This window comes from Fervidobacterium sp. 2310opik-2, assembly GCF_011057735.1.
GTDB classification, from domain to species: Bacteria; Thermotogota; Thermotogae; order Thermotogales; family Fervidobacteriaceae; genus Fervidobacterium; species Fervidobacterium nodosum.
The window spans coordinates 108,155-127,636 of sequence record NZ_LNGG01000006.1 but is presented as its reverse complement, the minus strand read 5'-3'; the positions used below and the strand labels follow the sequence as shown (position 1 = coordinate 127,636).

Below are 19,482 nucleotides of genomic sequence, written 5' to 3'. Positions count from 1 at the left end.
TTTTAAATTCACAAAAATGCTTATCAGTTATTGAAAAAAGATATTTATATGTGAAATGTTTTCAGTTGAGAATTGGTATAATGCTTCTTTTAAAAAATATTAAAGATTGTAAAGAAAAACAAAAGCCCTCATTGGATAATGAGGGCTTTTGCTGTGGTTTTTCTAGCTAAGTTGGTTTTAAAATGGGTAAAATCCTAAATCAAGGTGATTTTTCTCGATTATATAATTCATCTGCTCTTCGATGATTTTTTTGTGACCTTCTTCCCACTTGGCTAATATCTCAAGTATTTCTTTTACTTTTTCGTTTTTCTCACTTTGTGCGGCTTTCGTGTAAAATTCCATGAAGTCTTTTTCAATTAGATACGCCATTCTTAATACTGAAAGGTCGGCTATATCGTCTTCTTGGGATGTCTCAGAAAGCCTTTGGGATTCGTACCTTTCTTTGAAAAATTTTGTATCTTGCTGCGGTATTTTTTCTATCTCTCGTCCTTCTTCCAAACTTTTCATTAATCCTCTAATGAATTCCGTGTGTTCTTTTTCCATATTTGCAAGGTATTCAAATATTTCCGTTATCGCTTTGCTTTTTACTTCTGTTGCTTTGCTTTTATAGAATTTGTAACCTTCTATTTCGAAACTTTCGGCTAACTTTAGGACATCGTACATATTCTCCCCCCTTTTGTTTTGCTGTTGGAATTTTATTGATTACTTAAATACTGGTCGATACCTCTTGCTGCCCAATAACCATCCGCTACAGCATGGATTATATCAGGACCGTTGACGATATCTCCACCCGCAAATAGCCAAGGTATCTGTGTTTGTCTTAAGTTATTGGTAAGAATCCTTGGACCTGCAAATTGGAGTTTTGATTTCCATTCTTCTGGCAAGAATGAGTAATCTGGCGCTTGCCCGATAGCTTCTATTATCATATCGCCGTCGTAGTAACAAATTTCTGTTTCATCAAATTTTGGGTTGAATTTTCTATTTTCGTCGAATACTTCAGTACATTTTACGCACTTAACTCCCTTGATTTTATCTTCGTTAGGGTAGAAAATAACTTCACGTGGTCCCCAACCTGGATATATCTTCACACCTTCTTCTTGCGCTTCTTCAATTTCTTCCATATCCGCAGGCATTTCGTCAAATGTTCTTTCAAGACAAGTTACAGTGACGTTTACTTCTCCGTATTTCATCTTCTGTAATCTTGCCAAGCTTCTTGCTATATCCATTGCCACATTTCCACCACCAATTACAACAACGCGCCTTGCGATTTTTGGTTCTGGTCCTTCGCCACGTAGATAATCTCTGATTTCCCTTAACAATGGTAATGCTTGGACTACGTCAGGATGGTCGGAACCTGGCATCCTTGTTGACCTACCTAAAGTAAGACCTGTTGATACGAAAATCGCATCGTACTTTTGTCTAAATTCTTCGAAGGGTATATCTTTTCCAACGGTTACTCCTGTGTAAATTCTAACACCAAGTGATTCAATGAATGCGATATCTTTATCTAGAGCTTCATCTGGCAGTCTGTATCTTGGAATACCGTACCTCATAACACCACCGGGGCGATTGAGCGATTCGTAAATATCAACTTCGTAACCCATTGTTGCAAGGAAGTACGCTGCGGATAATCCAGCAGGACCGCTACCAATAATTCCAACTTTTTTGTTCTTCTTAGGTGATTCAAATTTGACAATGTCACTCCATTGGTTTGCTGGCACGTTATCAACAATGTACCTTTTCAACCATCTAATTGCTATAGCTTCTCCACGATGTGAAATGGCACAGACTTCCTCACATCTATGTGTACATACCCTACCACATACACCTGATAGCGGGTTAGCGCCAAAGTTATTTTGCTCTTCAACACCTTTCAAGAGCCACTTTAGTGCGTCTTTCAAATCATCTTTCCATATAGATTTTATGTATTGTGGTATTTGCATATGCTCTGGACATCTATCAACACATATAGCGCATTCAACACACCTTGCCGCTTCCTTAATTGCTTCTTCTTTACTGTACGCTTTAACAAATTCGACAAATGAATCAACTCTTTCTTCAGCTGGCATGTGCTCAGGTACAACTCTGTCTAAATCAAGTAAGTCGTTTGTATCTTCTCTTGTCCAACCTATCTTGATTTCTGATGGTTCCTTCTTGAGTATTCCTTTTTCAGTTGGAGCATAGTAAAAATCTTCTGGATTTGGTGATACGAATATGTATTCTCTGGTCATTTGTAATGAGCCTGTTGTACATATATCAACGCACATTGCACAGAAGCTACATCTTCCGTAATCAATAGCTGGTCTTTGTGGTTTCATACCGTACTCTTGCTTCATATCTGGGACTTCAACCATTGTTATTGCATCGGTTGGACATATTTTCGCACAAGTACCACAACCGATACATTTATTCCAATCATTTATGTGAAATCCCCTGTATCTCTCTGCGGCTTCTCTTTTTTCCTTTGGGACTCTTATTGTTACTGGCTTTTCAAACAAATTTTTCCATGCTATCAAAGGAGCGAAAAAACTCTTTTCAGCCATTTGAACACCTCCCAACTTTACCTATCGATTTCTGGAGCGCAGACGCCCATTGTGTCAAGCCAAATTGGAACATCATCGATTCTTGTACCTGGTAAGAAGTGTTCAACACCGTAAAGCCCTTGAGGATACGAAGCACCACGCACCGCTACTCTGTACGGTGTTTCTCCACCATCTGATACAACAAGATAACCATACTCACCACGAGTAGATTCTACACGTGCGTATGCCATACCTTTTGGTACTCTTATCCTTAAACCGTTGCCATCGGATATTCTCACATTAACAGGTCCGGTAGGCATCTTCTCGAGGATTTGCCTTATAATCCTTATACTCTGTCTGATTTCCTTTGGTTTCAAGCTTATTCTTGCGTAAGCGTCTCCTTCTGTTGCTGTTGGGATATCAAATTCAACTTTATCGTAGAATAGATACGGATCAACTTTCCTTATATCGTAAGGTACACCAGTTGCTCTAAGACCTATACCTGTAACACCGATTTTGAGACATGTCTCTGTATCTATCTTTGCTATACCTTTGAGCCTTGTATGGAGTATTCTATTTTTCAATATGAACGTTTCGTATTCAGGTAATTTTTCTTCTATGTAATCCATAAGTTTTCTGATTTTATCTTCCAATCCTGGTGTCAAATCTTTTCTAACACCACCAGGTATTATGTACATGTGGTATATCCTTGCTCCAGTCAATTCTTCGAATATATCGAGCACCCTGTCCCTATCACTAACAGACCAGAACATGCTTGTGTACATACCAAGTGCTCCACCAATTCCTCCAAAACTCCACAGGTGATTTGCAATTCTTGCCAATTCTAAGACAAGCATCCTTATCCATTGCGCACGTTCAGGTACCTCAACTTTTGCAATCTTTTCTATTGCCATAGCGTAACATGCTTCGTTTATATCAGGTTCAGGAACACAAATTCTCGGTATAAGCGCTAAATTTTGATACCAGAGTCTTCTTTCCATAAGTTTTTCAAAACCTCTGTGCAAAAAGCCTGGAAGAGGTCTTGCCTTTACAACTATATCTCCTTCAACGTACATGTGTACGCTGAAATTACCGTGCATTCCAGGGTGGTTAGGTCCAAAGAATAGTTTTACTTCACCCATTTAACTCGCCCCCTGTTTGTTTTTCAATATCAGCTCTGATAATCTTTGCTTCGTGTATGACATCTTTTTCGTATTCTCTATCTGGATAATGCTCTTTTGAGTATTTCAATGGGTCGAAATCTTTTCTCAAAGGTGGTAAGTCGTTCCATACTTCTAATATCATCGGTTTTTTGCAGTTTTCGTTACCTTCAAATTCGACACCAAAGAACTCATGAACATCTCTTTCATACCATTCTGCTGTTGGCCACATATCTTTTACTGTTGTGAATACAGGGTTATCCCTATCTATGAACGTTGATACAAGGAATGTGACGCCATTCGACCAGTTCATGAGTATGTATACCAACTCAAATTTCTTTTGTTCTATCCAGTCAACGCATGTGAGAATAGATAAATGTGAATAACCTTGTGATTTCAGATGCGTAAGTAATGGTATAGTCTTTTCTGGTTGAGATATTATTTTGTATTGTCTTGTGTCGATTTGTAATATTTCAACACCGTAAGCATTTTTAATACTTTCAAGTATTTCTTGAACATTATTCATGGAATTCGTCATGTACAATCACCTCACCGAGACTCCTTATTTGGTTCTGCTTGTACCATTCGTAATTTTCTTTGTATCTCTTCCAGCCATTTGCTTCGCCTTTTCTAATCATCTCCATCAATTGGTTGAATGCGTTGAGTATCGCTTCAGGTCTTGGCATACAACCTGCAATGTACAAGTCAACTGGAATGTAATAATCGAGTCTATTTATCGTTGAGTAGGAGTCGTAGTATATACCACCGTTGATTGTACATGAACCAAAACCGATGACGTATTTTGGGTCAGCCATTTTTTCGTATGTGTATATAACTCTCCTGAGTGTCTTTGCACTTAGGTAACCAGTGATTAAAAAGATATCGGCTTGTCTTGGCGTTGCCATTGGGCCCATGCCTAATCGTTCCATATCAAATCTCGAAGTCATTGATGGTGGAAGTTCTACTGCACCACAACCTGTACAGTAATGCAACATCCACATTGAACGACTTCTGAGTTGGTCTGCTATCTTCTCCCAAACACTTCTTTCGTCTATCTTTGACATTCATTACACCTCCCGATTTGTTGATGTTTCATTTTAGATTAACTACGATAAATGCTTGGACAAATGCCAAAATTATAGGTACAGTCCAGTAGAATGCAACTGCTTGCTCTATCCTGAAGCGTGGTAATACCGAGGATATCATAACTGCCAGAATCCAAACGATTAAATACTTCAAAAGGAACACAAAGTACGTTCCGCCACCAAGGAAGAAATCAACAAAGAGACTGATTTCAACAAATTCCATGAATGAGTTCATGAGCATGAGAAGTCCCATGTATTTCGCTGAAAGTTCAACCATCGGACCTGACGCGATTTCCGATGGAGCGATTGGTGCTTCGAATGGTTCTTTGCCAAGCATGCCTTGGAGTGAAATAAACGCTACTAGTGCACCAATTGGGAATTTGAAAAGGTTCCATCCATCAGCTTGAGCTTGTATTATCGCAGTTATGTTTGATGTTCTGTAGAAATACAAAAGTGAAGTTATTGTTATTAAGTAAGGTACTTCGTATCCAAGCATCAATGTAAGTGCCCTTGCGACACCTATGGAAGCCCATGGATTGCCTGTACCGACCATACCCATAGCCATACCAAGTGCACCTACTGTGAATAAGTAGACTATAACGAAGAAGTTATCAAGCCCAGGAAATGCGACGAGATTTCCAAGTGGTACAAAGGAAAGCGTAGCGATGACTCCACCGAGAGCCATTAAAACACCAAAATCAAATATCCAACCATGTGTCCAGCCATGTTTTGTGAGTGTTTTGAACAAATCTATAAAGTTTTGATACCATGGTGGTCCATATCTTTTTTGAATTCTTGCGGTGACTTTTCTACCTATACCTTCGAATGTAATTCCAAAGAAGAACGCTGTTAATAAAACTCCGGCGACTCTAACTGCTGTCATGGTTACCACCTCACCCACAATAGTAATGCGAGAACGACCGCTGTCCAGAATAAGTAAGCGGAAGCAGTTCTACGTGCGAAGTAATCGATGCCTTTTCCTATCGCTTTCAATACGTTGACAAAAGACATATACAGATTTTCGAATGAAGGATGCCCTTCGTATTCTCTTTCCAAGAAAGCATAGAACTTTGTTGCATAATGGTACAGATCGAAATTGTGTAAAAATTCTCCAGATGTGTACTGGTCTTCGAGAGGGATTTTCTTACCCTTTGGCATGAGTACGTATATGACTGCCGCGATTATGAATCCAACAGCAAACATTACAAAGACTGTCCAAGTATCCCAATAGCCCATGCTTGTGTACAGTTTTGTGCCTTCGAATTTAAATGGTTCCATGCCAAATTCTTTTTGGATGTCTGTTATCCATATAAGCACTTGCTGTGGGAGTATACCCCAAAGAACCGTTAAAATAACCAATATAATCATTGGGATTGTCATAAATATCGGTGCTTCTTTTACTTCTTTATGGGCACTTTTTAGCTGACCGAGAAATACGCCCGCGAGTGGTCTAAAAACATACAAGAAAGAACCAATGCTACCTATAAAAACAAACATCTCGGTTACAAACATGCCTCTTGAGACAAGTGATTGGAAAATCATCCACTTTGATATAAACCCACTTGTCGGCGGGATTCCAGCTAAGGAGATAATACCAACAAGGTATGTAACAAACGTTATCGGCATTCTGTGGATAAGTCCACCTAATTCGTCTATCTTTGTTGTGCCGGTTCTATAAACAACTGCTGCAAAGGATAAAAATATCATCGTTGCTGCAAGGGCGTGGTTGATAACGTGGAACAAACCACCTGCGTATCCTACATTATCAAGTGTCGCGAGACCTATGAGTATATATCCGCCATTTGCTACTGTTGAATATGCAATGAGCATCTTCATATCGTTCTGTTTTATTGCCATAAGTGTTCCTATGAGTATAGACAGATTGCCAAGCCAGATGAGTATGTAAGAGAGTAAATTAACTCCATTGTAGAACTGGCTGAACATGGAAGCTATTGGGAAAACAGTGAGAACAAGTGCGAGGATGTATGACCCCATCTTCACAAGCTGGCCAGAGAGCACAGCACTGAATGTATCAGGCGCATTGCCGTGCACATTCCTAAGCCAAGTGTGGAGTGGAAATATACCACTCTTTGCTATACCAGCACTTAACAACAAAATAACTACTGCCCATCTGAAACCTAATGATGTATTTTGTAATTCATTTCCGATTTCAAATATGTTGAATGTACCGAATTTTGAGTAAAGTAAAAATGCACCGTACAGGAACATATAAGTACCAATCGCACTTATAACAACGTACCATATTGTTGCTTTCCTTGACTCTTCTTTACCCATCGGAACAATGAAAAGTGAGCCTAAAACAGCAATTTCCCAGAAGATGTAAAGCACTATCAAATGTGAGGAAAAAAATACTCCAATTGTACCAAGCATGGTTATTACCGAAAGAGCGTTAAACGCATGTGGATTTTTTGCTTTTGAAATCCAAGAAATGTTAAAGAACGAAAAATTTGCAAAGACGATTAGTGATAGTATTGCAAAGTACTTTCCCATTGCTGTAAGTTGCAAAACGTTTTCAAAACCAAAAAGTGATTCTACCGTATTTGTCGGCATATTCCAAAGACTTATAAGAGCGTATATAGAAAGCGCAAACATTACAACAGGGCCGATGTGTTTATTTATCTTTGAAAGCAAAAAGCTAACTAACGAACCGATTGCCATATAAAGTATAAGTGTTTGCATTATCACATACCCCCTTTCAATATAACGTCCATGTATGTTTTTGCGTCAAGGACATGAGTTGCTATGCTATTTGTCTGGGAGTAAATAATATCTGGTAAGAATCCAACTAAAACAAGCACCATTGCTAATAACAACAAGACAAGCTGGCCCGCAAATGGTATGTAATTTTCTTCTTCACTTTCTTGAGCTTTATGCTCTTTATACCAAAGGTCGACATTCCACTTAATAAGATATCCGGCTTCGATGATTGTTGATATTAATATAACTGCTGGAAGAACATAATTTTCTGTTTCGAATAACGCTTTAATCAAATAGAACTTTGCCCAAAAACCCGTAAAGAGTGGGAATCCTATCAAAGAGAGCGAAGCGATTGTGAATATAATGCCTGTTGTCTTATCATTTTTAAATCCCCTATGACCTGTGTAAGCGAATACTGTAAAGAGTATTATCTTTGAGATAGCATCGTTGAATAGATAAAAGTAAGAAGCTGATATAACTTCTTCGTTTGCTGTTGCCAAACCTGCGACAACAACGCTTACCCCAGCGATAGCTGCAAAAGCAAGAGCCCTTCCAAGATTTTTCTGCTTTAAAGCACCAAGTTGAGCTATTATTATAGAAACCATAGCAAGTATACTTACTAATTTTGTATGCTCAAATCCAAGGACATTAAAAAATATCCTTGAGAAAAGATAGACCATAGACACTGTGACAGCGCTACCAAGTACAACAGGGGTGATTGAGCTACCATTAGAATATACATCCGGAGCCCATAAACCAAGCGGTAAGACTTTTAATTCTATTAAGAGAGCTATCAAGAAAAACACAGTTATAACTGGAACCACAGAAGGATCGATGATAAACCCAGCGTATGCCATATTCAAAGTTCCAGCTTTTATGTACGTCATAACCGCGCCGATTAGGTAAAGTGTTCCACCTACGCCACCGAAAATCAAGTATTTAAATGCACCGTAAGAATTATTCTTGTGACTTGCAATTATATAAGCGACTGCAGCAATTATTTCAAAGAAAACGAACGAATTGAAAAAGTCGCCAGTGAGAATAATACCATTCAAAGCAGCTGTTAGAACAAGCATTAAGGTGCCGTATTTTTCCTCAAGGTTTGCTGTCAAAGAAATAACTAACAAGATAGCGTTTACAAATATTAAAAATGGATAACTGACACTATCAAGTACGAGTGCGATACCGTATGCAGCACTCCATCCGCCAATTTCAACTAATTGCGTAGGTTTCAAGTAAAGCAAAAGTGCCAATATATTGAACAACGTTACGAACGTGAAGAAGTAATTTCCTAACTTTTTGTGTGGTAAACTTGCAAATGCGAAAGCCAACGGAACAGCGATAAGTAATGCGCTCATTCTATCACTTCCCTTGCTGCGCGAATTTCATCAGCGTTTAGACAACCATATTCCTCTTTCAAATGTACTAAAAGCATTGAGCCAATTGCCAATGTTCCAACACCTATAACGATGGCGGTTAAGATAAGTGCTTGTGGTAATGGGTCAACAAATTTTGCTGTTGGAGTGACCATTGAATATATTGGTGCTTCCATGCCTTCCAAATAACCAAGTGAAATCACAAAGATGTTTACAGCAGTATCAATGATTGAAAGAGAAATGAGCTGTTTAAACATGTTTTTCTGTGAAACTATACCGTATATACCAATTCCCATTATTATAAATGTAATGTAGTATATCATGTCTCATCCCTCCTTCATTTCAGAGACTATACTTGAGAGTTCAGCGCCAACTTTGAAACCGATAATTACGTATACGATAGGAACAACACCTGCGCTAAACAAGTTCCCAACAACACCTGTTGGTAAGAAATTCATCAAGAACACCCCACCAAACGCCATTCCCAAAAGACCAACGATAACGTATCCTGCACCGGCTGATTGTTCGATATGTTTCGCAACGCCTGTGACTTTGAATTCATTATCAGCCAACATGAGTAGTAAAACACCTAAAGCTATAACTGTTCCACCAGGGAATCCTCCACCAGGTGTCAAATGCCCGTGGATAAATATGTAAGCGCCAAATAATAAAATCAAAGGAAAAACTATACCAGTTGACACTTTTAGAACAAAGTGATCTTCAAACTCCAATTTGTTCTTTCTTCTTAAGAAAGAACTGAGTATTCCAACACCTAAAGCTGCGGTGAAAAGGACTGTTACCTCGCCCAATGTATCGAAAGATCTGTAATTTACGACAATTGATGTGACAACATTGGCACTTCCTTCTTCGAGATTTGCGGATTTTTTGAACTCAACAGGAGAATATCCTGATTTCGTTGATTTACTTATGTAATCAAATGAAACCCTTGTGAACATATCGAAGTTACCAAAGTCTGGAACGATTGGTAAGAGTTCACCTATTAGAAAGTAAAGGAAGATACTAGCAATAAGGATGGCCCATACTCTTCTCATTTCTTTTCACCTGCCTTTATCTTCCAAAGCGCAAAGAGCATAACTGCGCTAGCAAGACCAGAGCCAACAGCGGCTTCCGTAATTGCCACATCAGGCGCTTTAAGAACAATGAAAATCAACACTGAAAGCAAACTAACTGCGGAAAGGGCAATCAGAGCATCTAATATCTTCTTTGTCTCTACTGCAAAGATAGAGAATACAATCATCAAAACACCGACTAAAAAGGAGACAGTGTTTGTTAAACTTGAAAACACATCGGAAAAGAAATTATAGATGCTTGTCATTTAGCATCACCACCATTTGTGCTTGTTACTTCCTTTATCTCATCAACAACTGTCTCTTCACATTTTGGAGCGTTATTTTTGTAAGCAGCTCTTGTCATGAGAGAAGCCGCAACTGGGTTTGTGAGAGCGACAAAGACGATGACCAAAATTGCTTTTCCGAAAAACGAGAAATCCAGTATACCAACACCAAGAGCTATTGAAAACGTACCCAAAGTTGTTGCTTTTGTAGAAGCTTGTAGCTTTGTGTAAATGTCAGGCATTTTTAAAAGACCAAGACCAGCTAAGAAATAAAATAGCGACCCTAATCCTATCAAAACATATCCAACCATTTCTCTTATCATCTCTATCATCTTTTACCACCACACTTATCCGTCTGGCTTTCGAGATACCTTGCGAAGACGACAGTTTCAATAAATGCCAAAAGTCCGTAAAGAATAGCTATATCCATATACATGGAGTTTTTGAACATAAAAGATATAAGAACAATGATGCCAATAAACATTACATTCATCATATCAACTGCTGCGAGTCTTTCGAAAGAAGTTGGCCCAAGCAAAAATCTGAGAAGAGAGAAGAAAATACCGAAACCAGTTAATCCGAAAACTATTAAGTCAATAATCAATGAGCCACTCATTCGTACACCCCCTTCAAAATTTTTTCAAACTTGCCGTAAAAAGATTTCTTACTTTCTTCATCTGTACCTGCGACATCGATCCAGTGTACGTAAAGTTCATCATCAACAACATCAAAAGTGATTGTTCCAGGGGTGAGAGTGATTGAATTTGCGAGAGTAAGTTTAGCAACATCGCCTTTTAAAGCCGTTTTAACCTTGACAAAACCAGGCTTTACATTTCTTCCTGGGACAAGAACTCTGGAAGCAACATCCAAATTAGCTTTAATCATTTCCCAAACAAAAACAGGTATATAGACAAACAAAAACTTAAAAAGACCAGGTATAAACTTACCGTTGAACTTGATTCGATAATACTTGGTAAAGATAAGAGAGATAACAAGAGAAACAACTAAACCTATAACCACTTCCTGCCACTCGACTGACCAAGTTAACAATAGCCAAGTGAAAAAACTCACAATAAAAACAGAAAAACTCATAAAAAGCCCTCCCTTCTTTAAATTAAATTATCTTTTAAAACCAGGACTATTAGAAAAATATGGAATTTTTTAGTTTGTTTAAGATTTCACAAATAATTCAAACAAAAGACAAATTAGACAAACTGAATCTAATTTACATGTTTATTGTACCAAATAATTTTGTTTTTTACAATAACAAAAATAGACAAGATAAATCTAAAAATGAAAAAAATTACACTCAATGAATAATCAAGCGATGTATTTTATGAATTTTTGGAATTTCCAGCTACTGAAATTATATCAAAATTTATACTTATAACAAAATTAATCATAAAAGTTTCATGCAAAAATTGTGTATGAAAAAACCACGCCCTCTTGGGCGTGGTTTTCTGTAATTTGTAAAATTTATATTTAAAATCCAGAAGCATTTTTCAGTGAGAATAAATTATCTAAATAGCTCACATAGTATATCAATTTCATACCTGGTGTTAAATTCGAATCTTTTATGTTATTCCATTTTATAAGTTCATTAGTTGAGACTCCTAAATTTTTTGCAATGCTTTCTAATGTGTCGCCTTCTTTAACTGTGTATTCGTATTGCACTACTGCCTTCCAGTTGTTATCAACGGTTGCTTCTATGACTTTATTTTCAAGCACATAGTCCGCCATTAATTCTGCTACTTCTATCATTACTTCTCTTACAACTGGTTTGCCTTTGAACATGTTGTATCCTCCACCGCCACCCGCACGGTAGTTGTTTAAGACTATTTCGTATTCCGCATCCATATCGATTGGTTTTCCTTCAAACTCGAGATCTACTATTCTATCACCTGAAGGCCTGTTTAAAACTATTTTGTATGTTATTCCTTCCCACATGTCATAATTATAATGTTTGGGCTTTGGCTCAATCCAAGTCTTATTTACATCGACTTTGTTGTTTTCATAAACAAAGTAATCCGCGCTGAGTTCTAAGGCGTCTTTAATGTCTTTTCCTTTTACTTTTATAACTTTAAGAGTGTTAGCGTATATATATACTCCATAGATGTCTCTTAAGGATACAGGTCCTTCTTTCCATCCTTTTATGTCGTTGGTAAATAAAGCTGTAGATGATATTTTCGCTCCACTATAGTGCATTTGGACTTTATTAACAAACTCTATCAAAGCATTATCTTTTAATCTTGCAAATAATGGATTTTCAACCCAGAAATCTCCTTTTGCGTACCCAACAGGTTGGTCAAGCCATGCTTGGACTTTATCTTCGTATTTCTTTGCTAATGAAAGTATTTCTTCATCTGGTTGAACACCTTTTACCGAAAGTGTTTCTACTTTGCTATCAATAATTTTCCAATTGTCTTCTTCTTTTTCAAGTTTTAAAGTAACTTGACCAAGGTATGAACCCCAATTTCCTGGCATAGATACAGGTATGTTGTTTATTTTTGTTGCGATAACCCTATGCTGATGACCTAATAATAGGACATCTATATTTGGGACATTGCTTAAGATTTCATAAGCTTGGTCTTCGCCTGTTAATTCCTCAGTTGGTTGGCCAGTTTGTGGATCTCTTTCTAATCCACCATGATAGACAGCTATAACAATATCAACTTTTTCTTGATTTTTTAGAATGTTAACATATTCTTTGGCTACTTCTACAGGATCCAAAAAATCAAGCCCTTCTATGTTTTTTGGATCTTCCCAGTTGGGTATAAATTTTGTTGTGAGACCTAAGATCCCTATTTTAACACCATCTACGGTTACAATATGATAAGGTTTGAATGCAGGTTCTTTTGTGCCTTTCTTAACTATATTTGCACTTAAAGCTGGAAATTGTGCTTCAGATATTGCTTTGTTTAATATTTTTAGTCCATAGTTGAATTCGTGGTTACCCAAGGTCCATGCCGAATAACCAAGTTTGTTCATTACCAAAATCATGGGATCGATAGGTTCGTTGTCAACTTTTGCGTGGTAGTATTCTAGAGGTGTACCTTGAATTAAGTCACCTGAATCAATCAGAATAACGTTTTTGAATTTGCTTTTTATTTGCTTTATCAGTGTGGCAACTTTGGCTAGCCCAACATCGGAAGGTTGATTGGTAGCATAGTTGATCGGATATATGTTACCGTGAAGGTCTGTTGTGTGCAAAATAGCAATTTCAACCGTTTCTGCAAAAACTATCAATATGAAACTCAAAACAAGTAAAAGTGTAAGAAACTTTTTCATACCTTAAATTCCCCCTTTTCGATATGGTGAAAAGTTAGTATTTTATTAGATTCACAAAAAATTATACAATAAAAATTTGTTCAAGGTGCAGTGAATTATAAAAAAACCTACCACCGGAAAACCGGTGGTAGGTTTTTGCTTATTTTCTATATTCTTCAACCATTTTTATAAAGTATTCGTGCACCCTTGTGTCATCTGTAAGTTCTGGGTGGAATGAGGTGACAAGTACATTTTTCTGTCTAAGCATTATTGGGTGATTATCTAATGTTGATAACACATCAACTTCTGGTCCCCATCCATCAACCCTTGGTGCCCTTATGAATATCGCTTTGAACGGTTTGTTGAATCCTTTAATTTCTACCATTTCATCAAAACTGTCAACTTGTCTGCCGTATGCGTTTCTCATTACTTTTATATCTATGACCCCCAACGACTCTTGCGGGTAGTTTTCGATTTCTTTAGCAAGAACAATTAATCCAGCGCATGTGCCGTATACAGGTAGTCCGTTAAGTATTTTTTCTTTCAATTTTTCGAATAACCCTATTCGTTTCATTATGCGAATCATTGTTGTTGATTCGCCACCAGGGATTATTAGCCCGTCAACTTTCTCCAAATCCTCTGGTGTGCGAACAACGTATGATTCGTGTCCAAGTTTTTCTATCATCCATTTGTGTTCTCTAAAGTCACCTTGTATTCCCGAAACTCCTATTATCATTTTTTACCATCCTCTTTCTTGAAGTCTGACTTCTAATGTCTCAATTTCCAATCCTTCCATTGGCTCGCCAATATCTTCGGAAATTTTCAGGAGCATTTCTGGGTCGTTCCAATATGTTACAGCCATAACTATTGCTTTAGCCATTTTCATTGGGTCTTTTGATTTGAATATTCCGCTTCCTACAAATACACCGTCTGCGCCAAGCATCATCATTAATGCGGCATCTGCTGGTGTTGCTACTCCACCTGCCGCGAAGTTGACAACCGGTAATCTACCGAGTTCTTTAACTTGCAATACTAATTCAACAGGTGCGCCTATTTCTTTAGCGTATGTCACTATTTCTTCATACGGCAAGTTTTGAACTTTTCTTATCTCCGACATGACTGTTCTCATGTGTTTTACGGCTTCTACAACGTTTCCTGTTCCAGCTTCTCCTTTTGTTCTTATCATTGCAGCGCCTTCGGATATTCTTCTTAATGCTTCTCCGAGGTTTCTTGCACCACATACGAATGGTACTTTGAATTCATGTTTGTTGATATGGTATTTGTCATCCGCTGGTGTTAAAACTTCTGATTCGTCTATGAAGTCAACACCAAGCGCTTCGAGTATCCTTGCTTCCGCAATGTGACCAATTCTCACTTTTGCCATTACTGGTATGGATACTGCTTCCATTATTTCTTTTATTTTTGCGATGCTTGCCATTCTCGCAACTCCACCAGCTTTTCTTATATCCGCTGGTACTCTTTCCAGTGCCATGACGGCAACTGCTCCTGCTTCTTCTGCAATTTTTGCTTGCTCTGCTGTGGTAACATCCATAATGACGCCACCTTTGAACATTTCAGCAAAGCCTTTTTTGATTTCAAATGTACCCTTTTCCATGTTTATACGCCTCCTTTTAATCAATTAATTAATTTATTTTTAAACTATGACTGTTTCAGTGTATTCTCCGAATACTTCCCTTAATGCGTTGCTTATTTCTCCAACGGTGGCATATGCTTTTACTGCTTCAAGTACGTATGGGAAGAGATTTTCATCTGTTGCTGCTACTTCTTTTATTTTATTGAGGAGTTTCTTTACTTTTTCATTGTCTCTTTTTTCTTTGAGTTTTTTGAGTCTTTCTTTTTGTTTTTGTTCAAGTTCTGGGTCGACTTTTAAAACTTCTTTTTGTTTTAAATCCTCTTTTATTGTGAATTTGTTTACTCCAACGATTATTTCTTCACCTTTCTCTACTGCAAGTTGGTGTTTGTATGCACTTTCGTGGATTTCTTTTTGTACATATCCCATTTCTATGGCTTTAACCATTCCACCAAGTTGGTCTATTTTTTCGATGTATTCCATGGCTCTCTTTTCTATCTCGTTTGTCATAGCTTCTATTACGTATGAACCCGCTAATGGGTCAATTGTATCAGCAACACCTGATTCGTAGGCGATTATCTGTTGTGTTCTGAGAGCAATTCTTGCTGATTCTTCGGTTGGTAGAGCTAATGCTTCGTCATAGCTGTTTGTATGTAACGATTGCGTACCACCGAGAACGGCGGCAAGTGCTTGGATTGTGACCCTTATTATGTTGTTCATTGGTTGTTGTGCTGTAAGTGTGGAACCACCCGTTTGAGTATGGAAGCGGAGTTTCATTGCTTCTGGGTCAGTTACACCAAATCTATTTTTCATAATTTTTGCCCATAGTCTTCTTGCGGCTCTGAATTTCGCTATTTCTTCTAAGAAGTTGTTGTGCGCAGCGAAGAAGAATGAGAGCCTCTTACCAAATACGTTTGGATCCAGTCCTTTTTTGACTGCTGATTCAACGTATGTTATTCCATCTGCCAATGTGAAGGCTACTTCTTGCACGGCTGTTGAACCTGCTTCTCTTATATGGTACCCACTTATGCTTATTGGGTTCCATTTTGGCATGTATTTTGAACAGTATTCAAATATATCTGTAATTAGTCTCATTGATGGTTCTGGTGGGTATATGTATGTGCCACGTGCGATGTATTCTTTGAGGATATCGTTTTGGATTGTTCCACTGAGTTTTTCCTGTGATACGCCCTGTTTTTCAGCAACTGCTATGTACATCGAAAGTAATATCATCGCGGTGCTATTTATGGTCATTGATGTACTTACTTGGTCTAATGGTATACCATCAAAGAGTATTTCCATATCTTCGAGTGAATCTATTGCAACGCCAACTCTTCCGACTTCGCCTTCTGCCATGGGGTCGTCTGAGTCATAGCCTATCTGTGTTGGAAGGTCGAATGCAACAGAAAGTCCCGTTTGCCCTTGCTCAAGTAGATATTTGTAGCGTTTATTTGATTCTTCCGCGGTACCAAACCCGGCGTATTGTCTCATCGTCCAGTGCCTTGCACGGTACATTGTTGGTTGAACACCACGTGTAAATGGGTATTCACCAGGGAAACCTAGGTCTTCAACATAATCAAGGTTGGTTATATCTTCAGGCGTGTATAGCCTTTTTATTTCATATCCTGATGTTGAATAGAAAGTTTCTTTTCTTTCAGGAACTTTTGATATTGATTTTTTAACGACCTCTTCATATCTTTTTTTTGCTTGTTCGAATTTTTCATCCATAGTATAATAGTCCCCCTTTCAAATTTTCTCGTTGATTAAGGTTTATCCTTGTCTGTTTAATATCTGACCTTTATCATCCTGTTGTATGTACGATTGGACCATACGTTTGCCATCTTCAATGTTTTTAGTTAGGCTTTTTAGTTCTTCGAATTTTTGTTTTAGATTTTCTTGACGTTTTAAATCTCTTTCGTAGATTTCTCGTAGTGTATTTTCGGGTAATATAGGGAGTAACTTTTCTCTTTGATCGAGTAATGTGTTAAGCTTTTCGTAATCTTCATCTTCTATCGCCAGATCTATTTGTTTTTCTATTTCAAGAATATCTAATGTTTCTTGTGTCTCATTTTTTGCGTTTTTGTCTTCCACGAAGCTCACCTCTGAGGCTTCTAATTTTTTCTAAAATTCATCGATTTTCTTAAGTAATATTGGATGAACGAAATTTGGCGCTATTTCTTTCATTGGGTTTATGAAGAAGTCTCTATTTTGAAAGTCATAATGTGGGACAGTTAATAATTCGTTTCTTATGACAAGATTGCCGTAAAAGAGTATGTCTAAGTCTATTATTCTCGGTCCCCATTTTTCTGTTCTGACGCGTCCTAATTTTTTCTCGATTTCAAGTAGTGTTTCCATTAATTTATCAGGTGGAAGTTCCGTATCGATTTCAACAACGCAATTTAAAAAATCTGGTTGGTCTGTTTTTCCGTAAGGTTTTGTTTCTATTATACTTGATATTTTAACTATTTTTGAGATATATTCAAGTTCTTTTATAGCTTTTTTTATGTTATTTTCTCTATCCCCAAGATTAGTTCCAATCGCTAAAAATATTTTTCCTTGCTCTTTCTCAAGTATGGTATTCGCTATCGCAAATTTGTCATGTGAGAGTGTTATGTGCACGAAGTTGTAAGTGCCAAATTTTGCTGCATGATATCTGTGTATTTTTATGTATAAACTTCCGTCTTCTCTATTTAGAAAAGATATGTCCTTAAAAGAATGTCCGTTTAATCCTGTGCCAATTGCTTTAAAAAGGCTTTCTTTTAGCGCAAATCGTCCGGCTATGTACTCTTGGGTTACTTTATTTTTGTTTGTTTTTTCTTCCTCAGTTAGTATTCTTCCCGCAAGTTTCAGGTCAATTCTTGATATATCGACTATGTCATTTCCAATTCCAATAATCAAACTGGATAACCTCCTTCAAAGTTTTCGACTAATGTCCAATCAACCTGTATTTTCTCGTCGTATTTTTTCTTGAGGTATTGTTTTCCAACTTCACCAAGTATGGCATATATCAATAGTTCTTCATCTGTTTCAGCTAAAACGCCTATTTCTTTTCTGCGTTTTTCAAGTTCCGGTTCTATGTAATCGGCTGGTCTGCCTTCTATTGGTCTTTCATCACCGAGTATTTTTTGTATGAGTTCTTCGTTGATTGGAGCGGGTGGTTTTCCATACAAACCCTTTACGTAATCTTTTACTTCTCTTGTAACTTTTGCGTATCTCTCACCTGTCATAACGTTTAAAACTGCTTGGACACCAACGATTTGGCTTGTAGGGGTAACAAGTGGTGGATAGCCAAGGTCGGCGCGAACTTTAGGTATTTCTTCAAGTACGGCATCTAATTTGTGGAGCAGTTTTTGCTCAGATAATTGTTTGACAAGGTTTGAGTACATGCCGCCAGGTACCTGCGATGTTATTATTCTGTGGTCTATACTGTACATTTTCACATCATAGTTTTCGTGTTTTTTCCTTACATCCCATAAGTATTTTACTATTTTGTCGATCTTTTTCCAATCTATTTCCGGTAATTTTTTGTATTCTGAGAATGAATAATATATAGCTTCAAACGCTGGTTGACTTGTTGTCATTCCAAAAGGAGATATCGCTGTATCAACTATATCAGCACCAGCAAGAAAAGCTGATAAATAAGCAAGTTCTCCCAGTCCCGCTGTTGCATGAGTGTGAACTTCAACTGGTAAGTCAAATTTTTTCTTTAATTGACTGACAAGTTCACCTGCCATCTTTGGTGTCAAAAGTCCCGCCATATCTTTTATACATAATGAATTTACACCTCTATCAACAAGCTGTTGTGCGTAGTCTAAATAGTATTCGACGGTGTGGACAGGACTTGTTGTATACGAAATTGCTCCTTGAACGTGTGCTCCACATTTTAGAGCTACCTCTATGCTTTTTTCCAAATTTCTTATATCATTTAACGCATCGAATATTCTTATTACTTGTACACCATTTTCAATGGCTTTTTTGACGAAAAGTTCAACTACATCATCGGCATAATGCCTGTAGCCAACTAAATTTTGACCTCTAAGTAGCATCTGGGCTTTTCCGTTTTTTAACCTTTTTCTTATTTCCCTTATTCTCTCCCATGGGTCTTCGTTTAGAAACCTTACACAGACGTCGAATGTTGCTCCACCCCAGACTTCAAACGCTTGGAAACCTATGCTATCTACTTCTTCGATTATGCCAAGTATTTCTGAAGTTTTCATACGTGTTGCTATAAGTGATTGGTGTCCATCTCTAAATGTTGTATCTGTAAACATGCTAAGCATTTGATAACACCACCTTTTGTATATTTAATGTTTTTTGAATATCAATTTTAATTATACCACCTATCTAAGAATTGTTAAATTTGCTAAAAGCCTAAATCCACCAAATTGGTATTTGAAAGTTTGAGAATT

21 protein-coding genes are annotated in these 19,482 nt (G+C 37.5%); all 21 read right to left on the bottom strand.

The annotated features are described in order from the left end of the window. Positions 1 to 177: 177 nt before the first annotated feature. Positions 178 to 663, bottom strand: a complete 486-nt coding sequence (locus AS161_RS03810) for a ferritin family protein (RefSeq protein ID WP_164541843.1) — start codon at positions 661 to 663, stop codon at positions 178 to 180. A 32-nt stretch (positions 664 to 695) separates the two neighbouring features. After that, positions 696 to 2,543 carry an FAD-dependent oxidoreductase gene (locus AS161_RS03805; protein WP_164541842.1) on the bottom strand — a complete coding sequence of 616 codons (1,848 nt, stop codon included), beginning with the start codon at positions 2,541 to 2,543 and terminating at the stop codon, positions 696 to 698. Between the two features lie 17 nt (positions 2,544 to 2,560). Then, positions 2,561 to 3,664 (bottom strand): NADH-quinone oxidoreductase subunit D, encoded by a 1,104-nt coding sequence (locus tag AS161_RS03800; protein ID WP_011994862.1) that lies wholly within the window; start codon positions 3,662 to 3,664, stop codon positions 2,561 to 2,563. Further along, positions 3,657 to 4,220, bottom strand: coding sequence for an NADH-quinone oxidoreductase subunit C (locus AS161_RS03795; protein ID WP_011994863.1), 564 nt, complete (start codon positions 4,218 to 4,220; stop codon positions 3,657 to 3,659). The genes AS161_RS03800 and AS161_RS03795 overlap by 8 nt, the downstream gene beginning before the upstream one ends. After that, complete coding sequence (locus AS161_RS03790) at positions 4,201 to 4,746, bottom strand: NADH-quinone oxidoreductase subunit B (RefSeq protein ID WP_011994864.1); 546 nt, start codon at positions 4,744 to 4,746, stop codon at positions 4,201 to 4,203. Before AS161_RS03790 ends, AS161_RS03795 begins: the two co-directional genes overlap by 20 nt. Positions 4,747 to 4,774: 28 nt before the next feature. Further along, entirely contained in the window at positions 4,775 to 5,650 is an 876-nt protein-coding gene (locus AS161_RS03785) for an NADH-quinone oxidoreductase subunit H (RefSeq protein ID WP_164541841.1), read from the bottom strand. A 2-nt stretch (positions 5,651 to 5,652) separates the two neighbouring features. Beyond that, positions 5,653 to 7,467, bottom strand: coding sequence for a proton-conducting transporter membrane subunit (locus tag AS161_RS03780; protein WP_164541840.1), 1,815 nt, complete (start codon positions 7,465 to 7,467; stop codon positions 5,653 to 5,655). A gap of 2 nt (positions 7,468 to 7,469) precedes the next feature. Beyond that, a complete protein-coding gene (locus tag AS161_RS03775; protein WP_164541839.1) occupies positions 7,470 to 8,843 on the bottom strand; it encodes a proton-conducting transporter membrane subunit in 1,374 nt (457 codons plus the stop codon). Continuing rightward, complete coding sequence (locus tag AS161_RS03770) at positions 8,840 to 9,184, bottom strand: sodium:proton antiporter (protein ID WP_011994868.1); 345 nt, start codon at positions 9,182 to 9,184, stop codon at positions 8,840 to 8,842. Before AS161_RS03770 ends, AS161_RS03775 begins: the two co-directional genes overlap by 4 nt. Positions 9,185 to 9,187: 3 nt before the next feature. After that, positions 9,188 to 9,913: a Na(+)/H(+) antiporter subunit B gene (locus AS161_RS03765; RefSeq protein ID WP_011994869.1), complete on the bottom strand. Its 726-nt coding sequence runs from the start codon at positions 9,911 to 9,913 to the stop codon at positions 9,188 to 9,190. After that, positions 9,910 to 10,197, bottom strand: a complete 288-nt coding sequence (locus tag AS161_RS03760) for a hydrogenase subunit MbhD domain-containing protein (RefSeq protein WP_011994870.1) — start codon at positions 10,195 to 10,197, stop codon at positions 9,910 to 9,912. The genes AS161_RS03765 and AS161_RS03760 overlap by 4 nt, the downstream gene beginning before the upstream one ends. Continuing rightward, entirely contained in the window at positions 10,194 to 10,547 is a 354-nt protein-coding gene (mnhG, locus tag AS161_RS03755) for a monovalent cation/H(+) antiporter subunit G (protein ID WP_011994871.1), read from the bottom strand. Before mnhG ends, AS161_RS03760 begins: the two co-directional genes overlap by 4 nt. Next, positions 10,544 to 10,831 (bottom strand): cation:proton antiporter, encoded by a 288-nt coding sequence (locus AS161_RS03750; protein ID WP_011994872.1) that lies wholly within the window; start codon positions 10,829 to 10,831, stop codon positions 10,544 to 10,546. The genes mnhG and AS161_RS03750 overlap by 4 nt, the downstream gene beginning before the upstream one ends. Beyond that, positions 10,828 to 11,307, bottom strand: coding sequence for a Na+/H+ antiporter subunit E (locus AS161_RS03745; protein WP_164541838.1), 480 nt, complete (start codon positions 11,305 to 11,307; stop codon positions 10,828 to 10,830). The genes AS161_RS03750 and AS161_RS03745 overlap by 4 nt, the downstream gene beginning before the upstream one ends. 390 nt (positions 11,308 to 11,697) lie before the next feature. After that, positions 11,698 to 13,503 carry a 5'-nucleotidase C-terminal domain-containing protein gene (locus tag AS161_RS03740; RefSeq protein ID WP_164541837.1) on the bottom strand — a complete coding sequence of 602 codons (1,806 nt, stop codon included), beginning with the start codon at positions 13,501 to 13,503 and terminating at the stop codon, positions 11,698 to 11,700. Positions 13,504 to 13,642: 139 nt separating this feature from the next. Next, a complete protein-coding gene (gene pdxT, locus AS161_RS03735; RefSeq protein ID WP_011994874.1) occupies positions 13,643 to 14,218 on the bottom strand; it encodes a pyridoxal 5'-phosphate synthase glutaminase subunit PdxT in 576 nt (191 codons plus the stop codon). Positions 14,219 to 14,221: 3 nt separating this feature from the next. Beyond that, complete coding sequence (gene pdxS, locus AS161_RS03730; RefSeq protein WP_011994875.1) at positions 14,222 to 15,097, bottom strand: pyridoxal 5'-phosphate synthase lyase subunit PdxS; 876 nt, start codon at positions 15,095 to 15,097, stop codon at positions 14,222 to 14,224. Between the two features lie 39 nt (positions 15,098 to 15,136). Then, positions 15,137 to 16,801 (bottom strand): methylmalonyl-CoA mutase family protein, encoded by a 1,665-nt coding sequence (locus AS161_RS03725; protein WP_164541836.1) that lies wholly within the window; start codon positions 16,799 to 16,801, stop codon positions 15,137 to 15,139. Positions 16,802 to 16,843: 42 nt separating this feature from the next. Then, positions 16,844 to 17,164, bottom strand: a complete 321-nt coding sequence (locus tag AS161_RS03720) for a flagellar protein FliT (RefSeq protein WP_011994877.1) — start codon at positions 17,162 to 17,164, stop codon at positions 16,844 to 16,846. 30 nt (positions 17,165 to 17,194) lie between these two features. Then, on the bottom strand, positions 17,195 to 17,971 hold the full coding sequence (gene folK / locus AS161_RS03715) for a 2-amino-4-hydroxy-6-hydroxymethyldihydropteridine diphosphokinase (protein WP_164541835.1): 777 nt from the start codon (positions 17,969 to 17,971) through the stop codon (positions 17,195 to 17,197). Further along, positions 17,968 to 19,344 (bottom strand): pyruvate carboxylase subunit B, encoded by a 1,377-nt coding sequence (locus AS161_RS03710; RefSeq protein WP_164541910.1) that lies wholly within the window; start codon positions 19,342 to 19,344, stop codon positions 17,968 to 17,970. The genes folK and AS161_RS03710 overlap by 4 nt, the downstream gene beginning before the upstream one ends. Positions 19,345 to 19,482 lie beyond the last annotated feature (138 nt).

What these genes read in the sequence shown, in the direction of transcription:
- AS161_RS03750 (WP_011994872.1), bottom strand. Translation starts at nt 10,831, where the DNA reads ATGAGTGGCTCATTGATTATTGACTTAATAGTTTTCGGATTAACTGGT.
- AS161_RS03805 (WP_164541842.1), bottom strand. Translation starts at nt 2,543, where the DNA reads ATGGCTGAAAAGAGTTTTTTCGCTCCTTTGATAGCATGGAAAAATTTG.
- mnhG (WP_011994871.1), bottom strand. Translation starts at nt 10,547, where the DNA reads ATGATAGAGATGATAAGAGAAATGGTTGGATATGTTTTGATAGGATTA.
- pdxS (WP_011994875.1), bottom strand. Translation starts at nt 15,097, where the DNA reads ATGGAAAAGGGTACATTTGAAATCAAAAAAGGCTTTGCTGAAATGTTC.
- AS161_RS03710 (WP_164541910.1), bottom strand. Translation starts at nt 19,344, where the DNA reads ATGTTTACAGATACAACATTTAGAGATGGACACCAATCACTTATAGCA.
- AS161_RS03810 (WP_164541843.1), bottom strand. Translation starts at nt 663, where the DNA reads ATGTACGATGTCCTAAAGTTAGCCGAAAGTTTCGAAATAGAAGGTTAC.
- AS161_RS03760 (WP_011994870.1), bottom strand. Translation starts at nt 10,197, where the DNA reads ATGACAAGCATCTATAATTTCTTTTCCGATGTGTTTTCAAGTTTAACA.
- AS161_RS03745 (WP_164541838.1), bottom strand. Translation starts at nt 11,307, where the DNA reads ATGAGTTTTTCTGTTTTTATTGTGAGTTTTTTCACTTGGCTATTGTTA.
- AS161_RS03790 (WP_011994864.1), bottom strand. Translation starts at nt 4,746, where the DNA reads ATGTCAAAGATAGACGAAAGAAGTGTTTGGGAGAAGATAGCAGACCAA.
- AS161_RS03780 (WP_164541840.1), bottom strand. Translation starts at nt 7,467, where the DNA reads ATGCAAACACTTATACTTTATATGGCAATCGGTTCGTTAGTTAGCTTT.
- AS161_RS03775 (WP_164541839.1), bottom strand. Translation starts at nt 8,843, where the DNA reads ATGAGCGCATTACTTATCGCTGTTCCGTTGGCTTTCGCATTTGCAAGT.
- AS161_RS03795 (WP_011994863.1), bottom strand. Translation starts at nt 4,220, where the DNA reads ATGACGAATTCCATGAATAATGTTCAAGAAATACTTGAAAGTATTAAA.
- AS161_RS03765 (WP_011994869.1), bottom strand. Translation starts at nt 9,913, where the DNA reads ATGAGAAGAGTATGGGCCATCCTTATTGCTAGTATCTTCCTTTACTTT.
- pdxT (WP_011994874.1), bottom strand. Translation starts at nt 14,218, where the DNA reads ATGATAATAGGAGTTTCGGGAATACAAGGTGACTTTAGAGAACACAAA.
- AS161_RS03800 (WP_011994862.1), bottom strand. Translation starts at nt 3,664, where the DNA reads ATGGGTGAAGTAAAACTATTCTTTGGACCTAACCACCCTGGAATGCAC.
- AS161_RS03740 (WP_164541837.1), bottom strand. Translation starts at nt 13,503, where the DNA reads ATGAAAAAGTTTCTTACACTTTTACTTGTTTTGAGTTTCATATTGATA.
- AS161_RS03785 (WP_164541841.1), bottom strand. Translation starts at nt 5,650, where the DNA reads ATGACAGCAGTTAGAGTCGCCGGAGTTTTATTAACAGCGTTCTTCTTT.
- AS161_RS03725 (WP_164541836.1), bottom strand. Translation starts at nt 16,801, where the DNA reads ATGGATGAAAAATTCGAACAAGCAAAAAAAAGATATGAAGAGGTCGTT.
- AS161_RS03770 (WP_011994868.1), bottom strand. Translation starts at nt 9,184, where the DNA reads ATGATATACTACATTACATTTATAATAATGGGAATTGGTATATACGGT.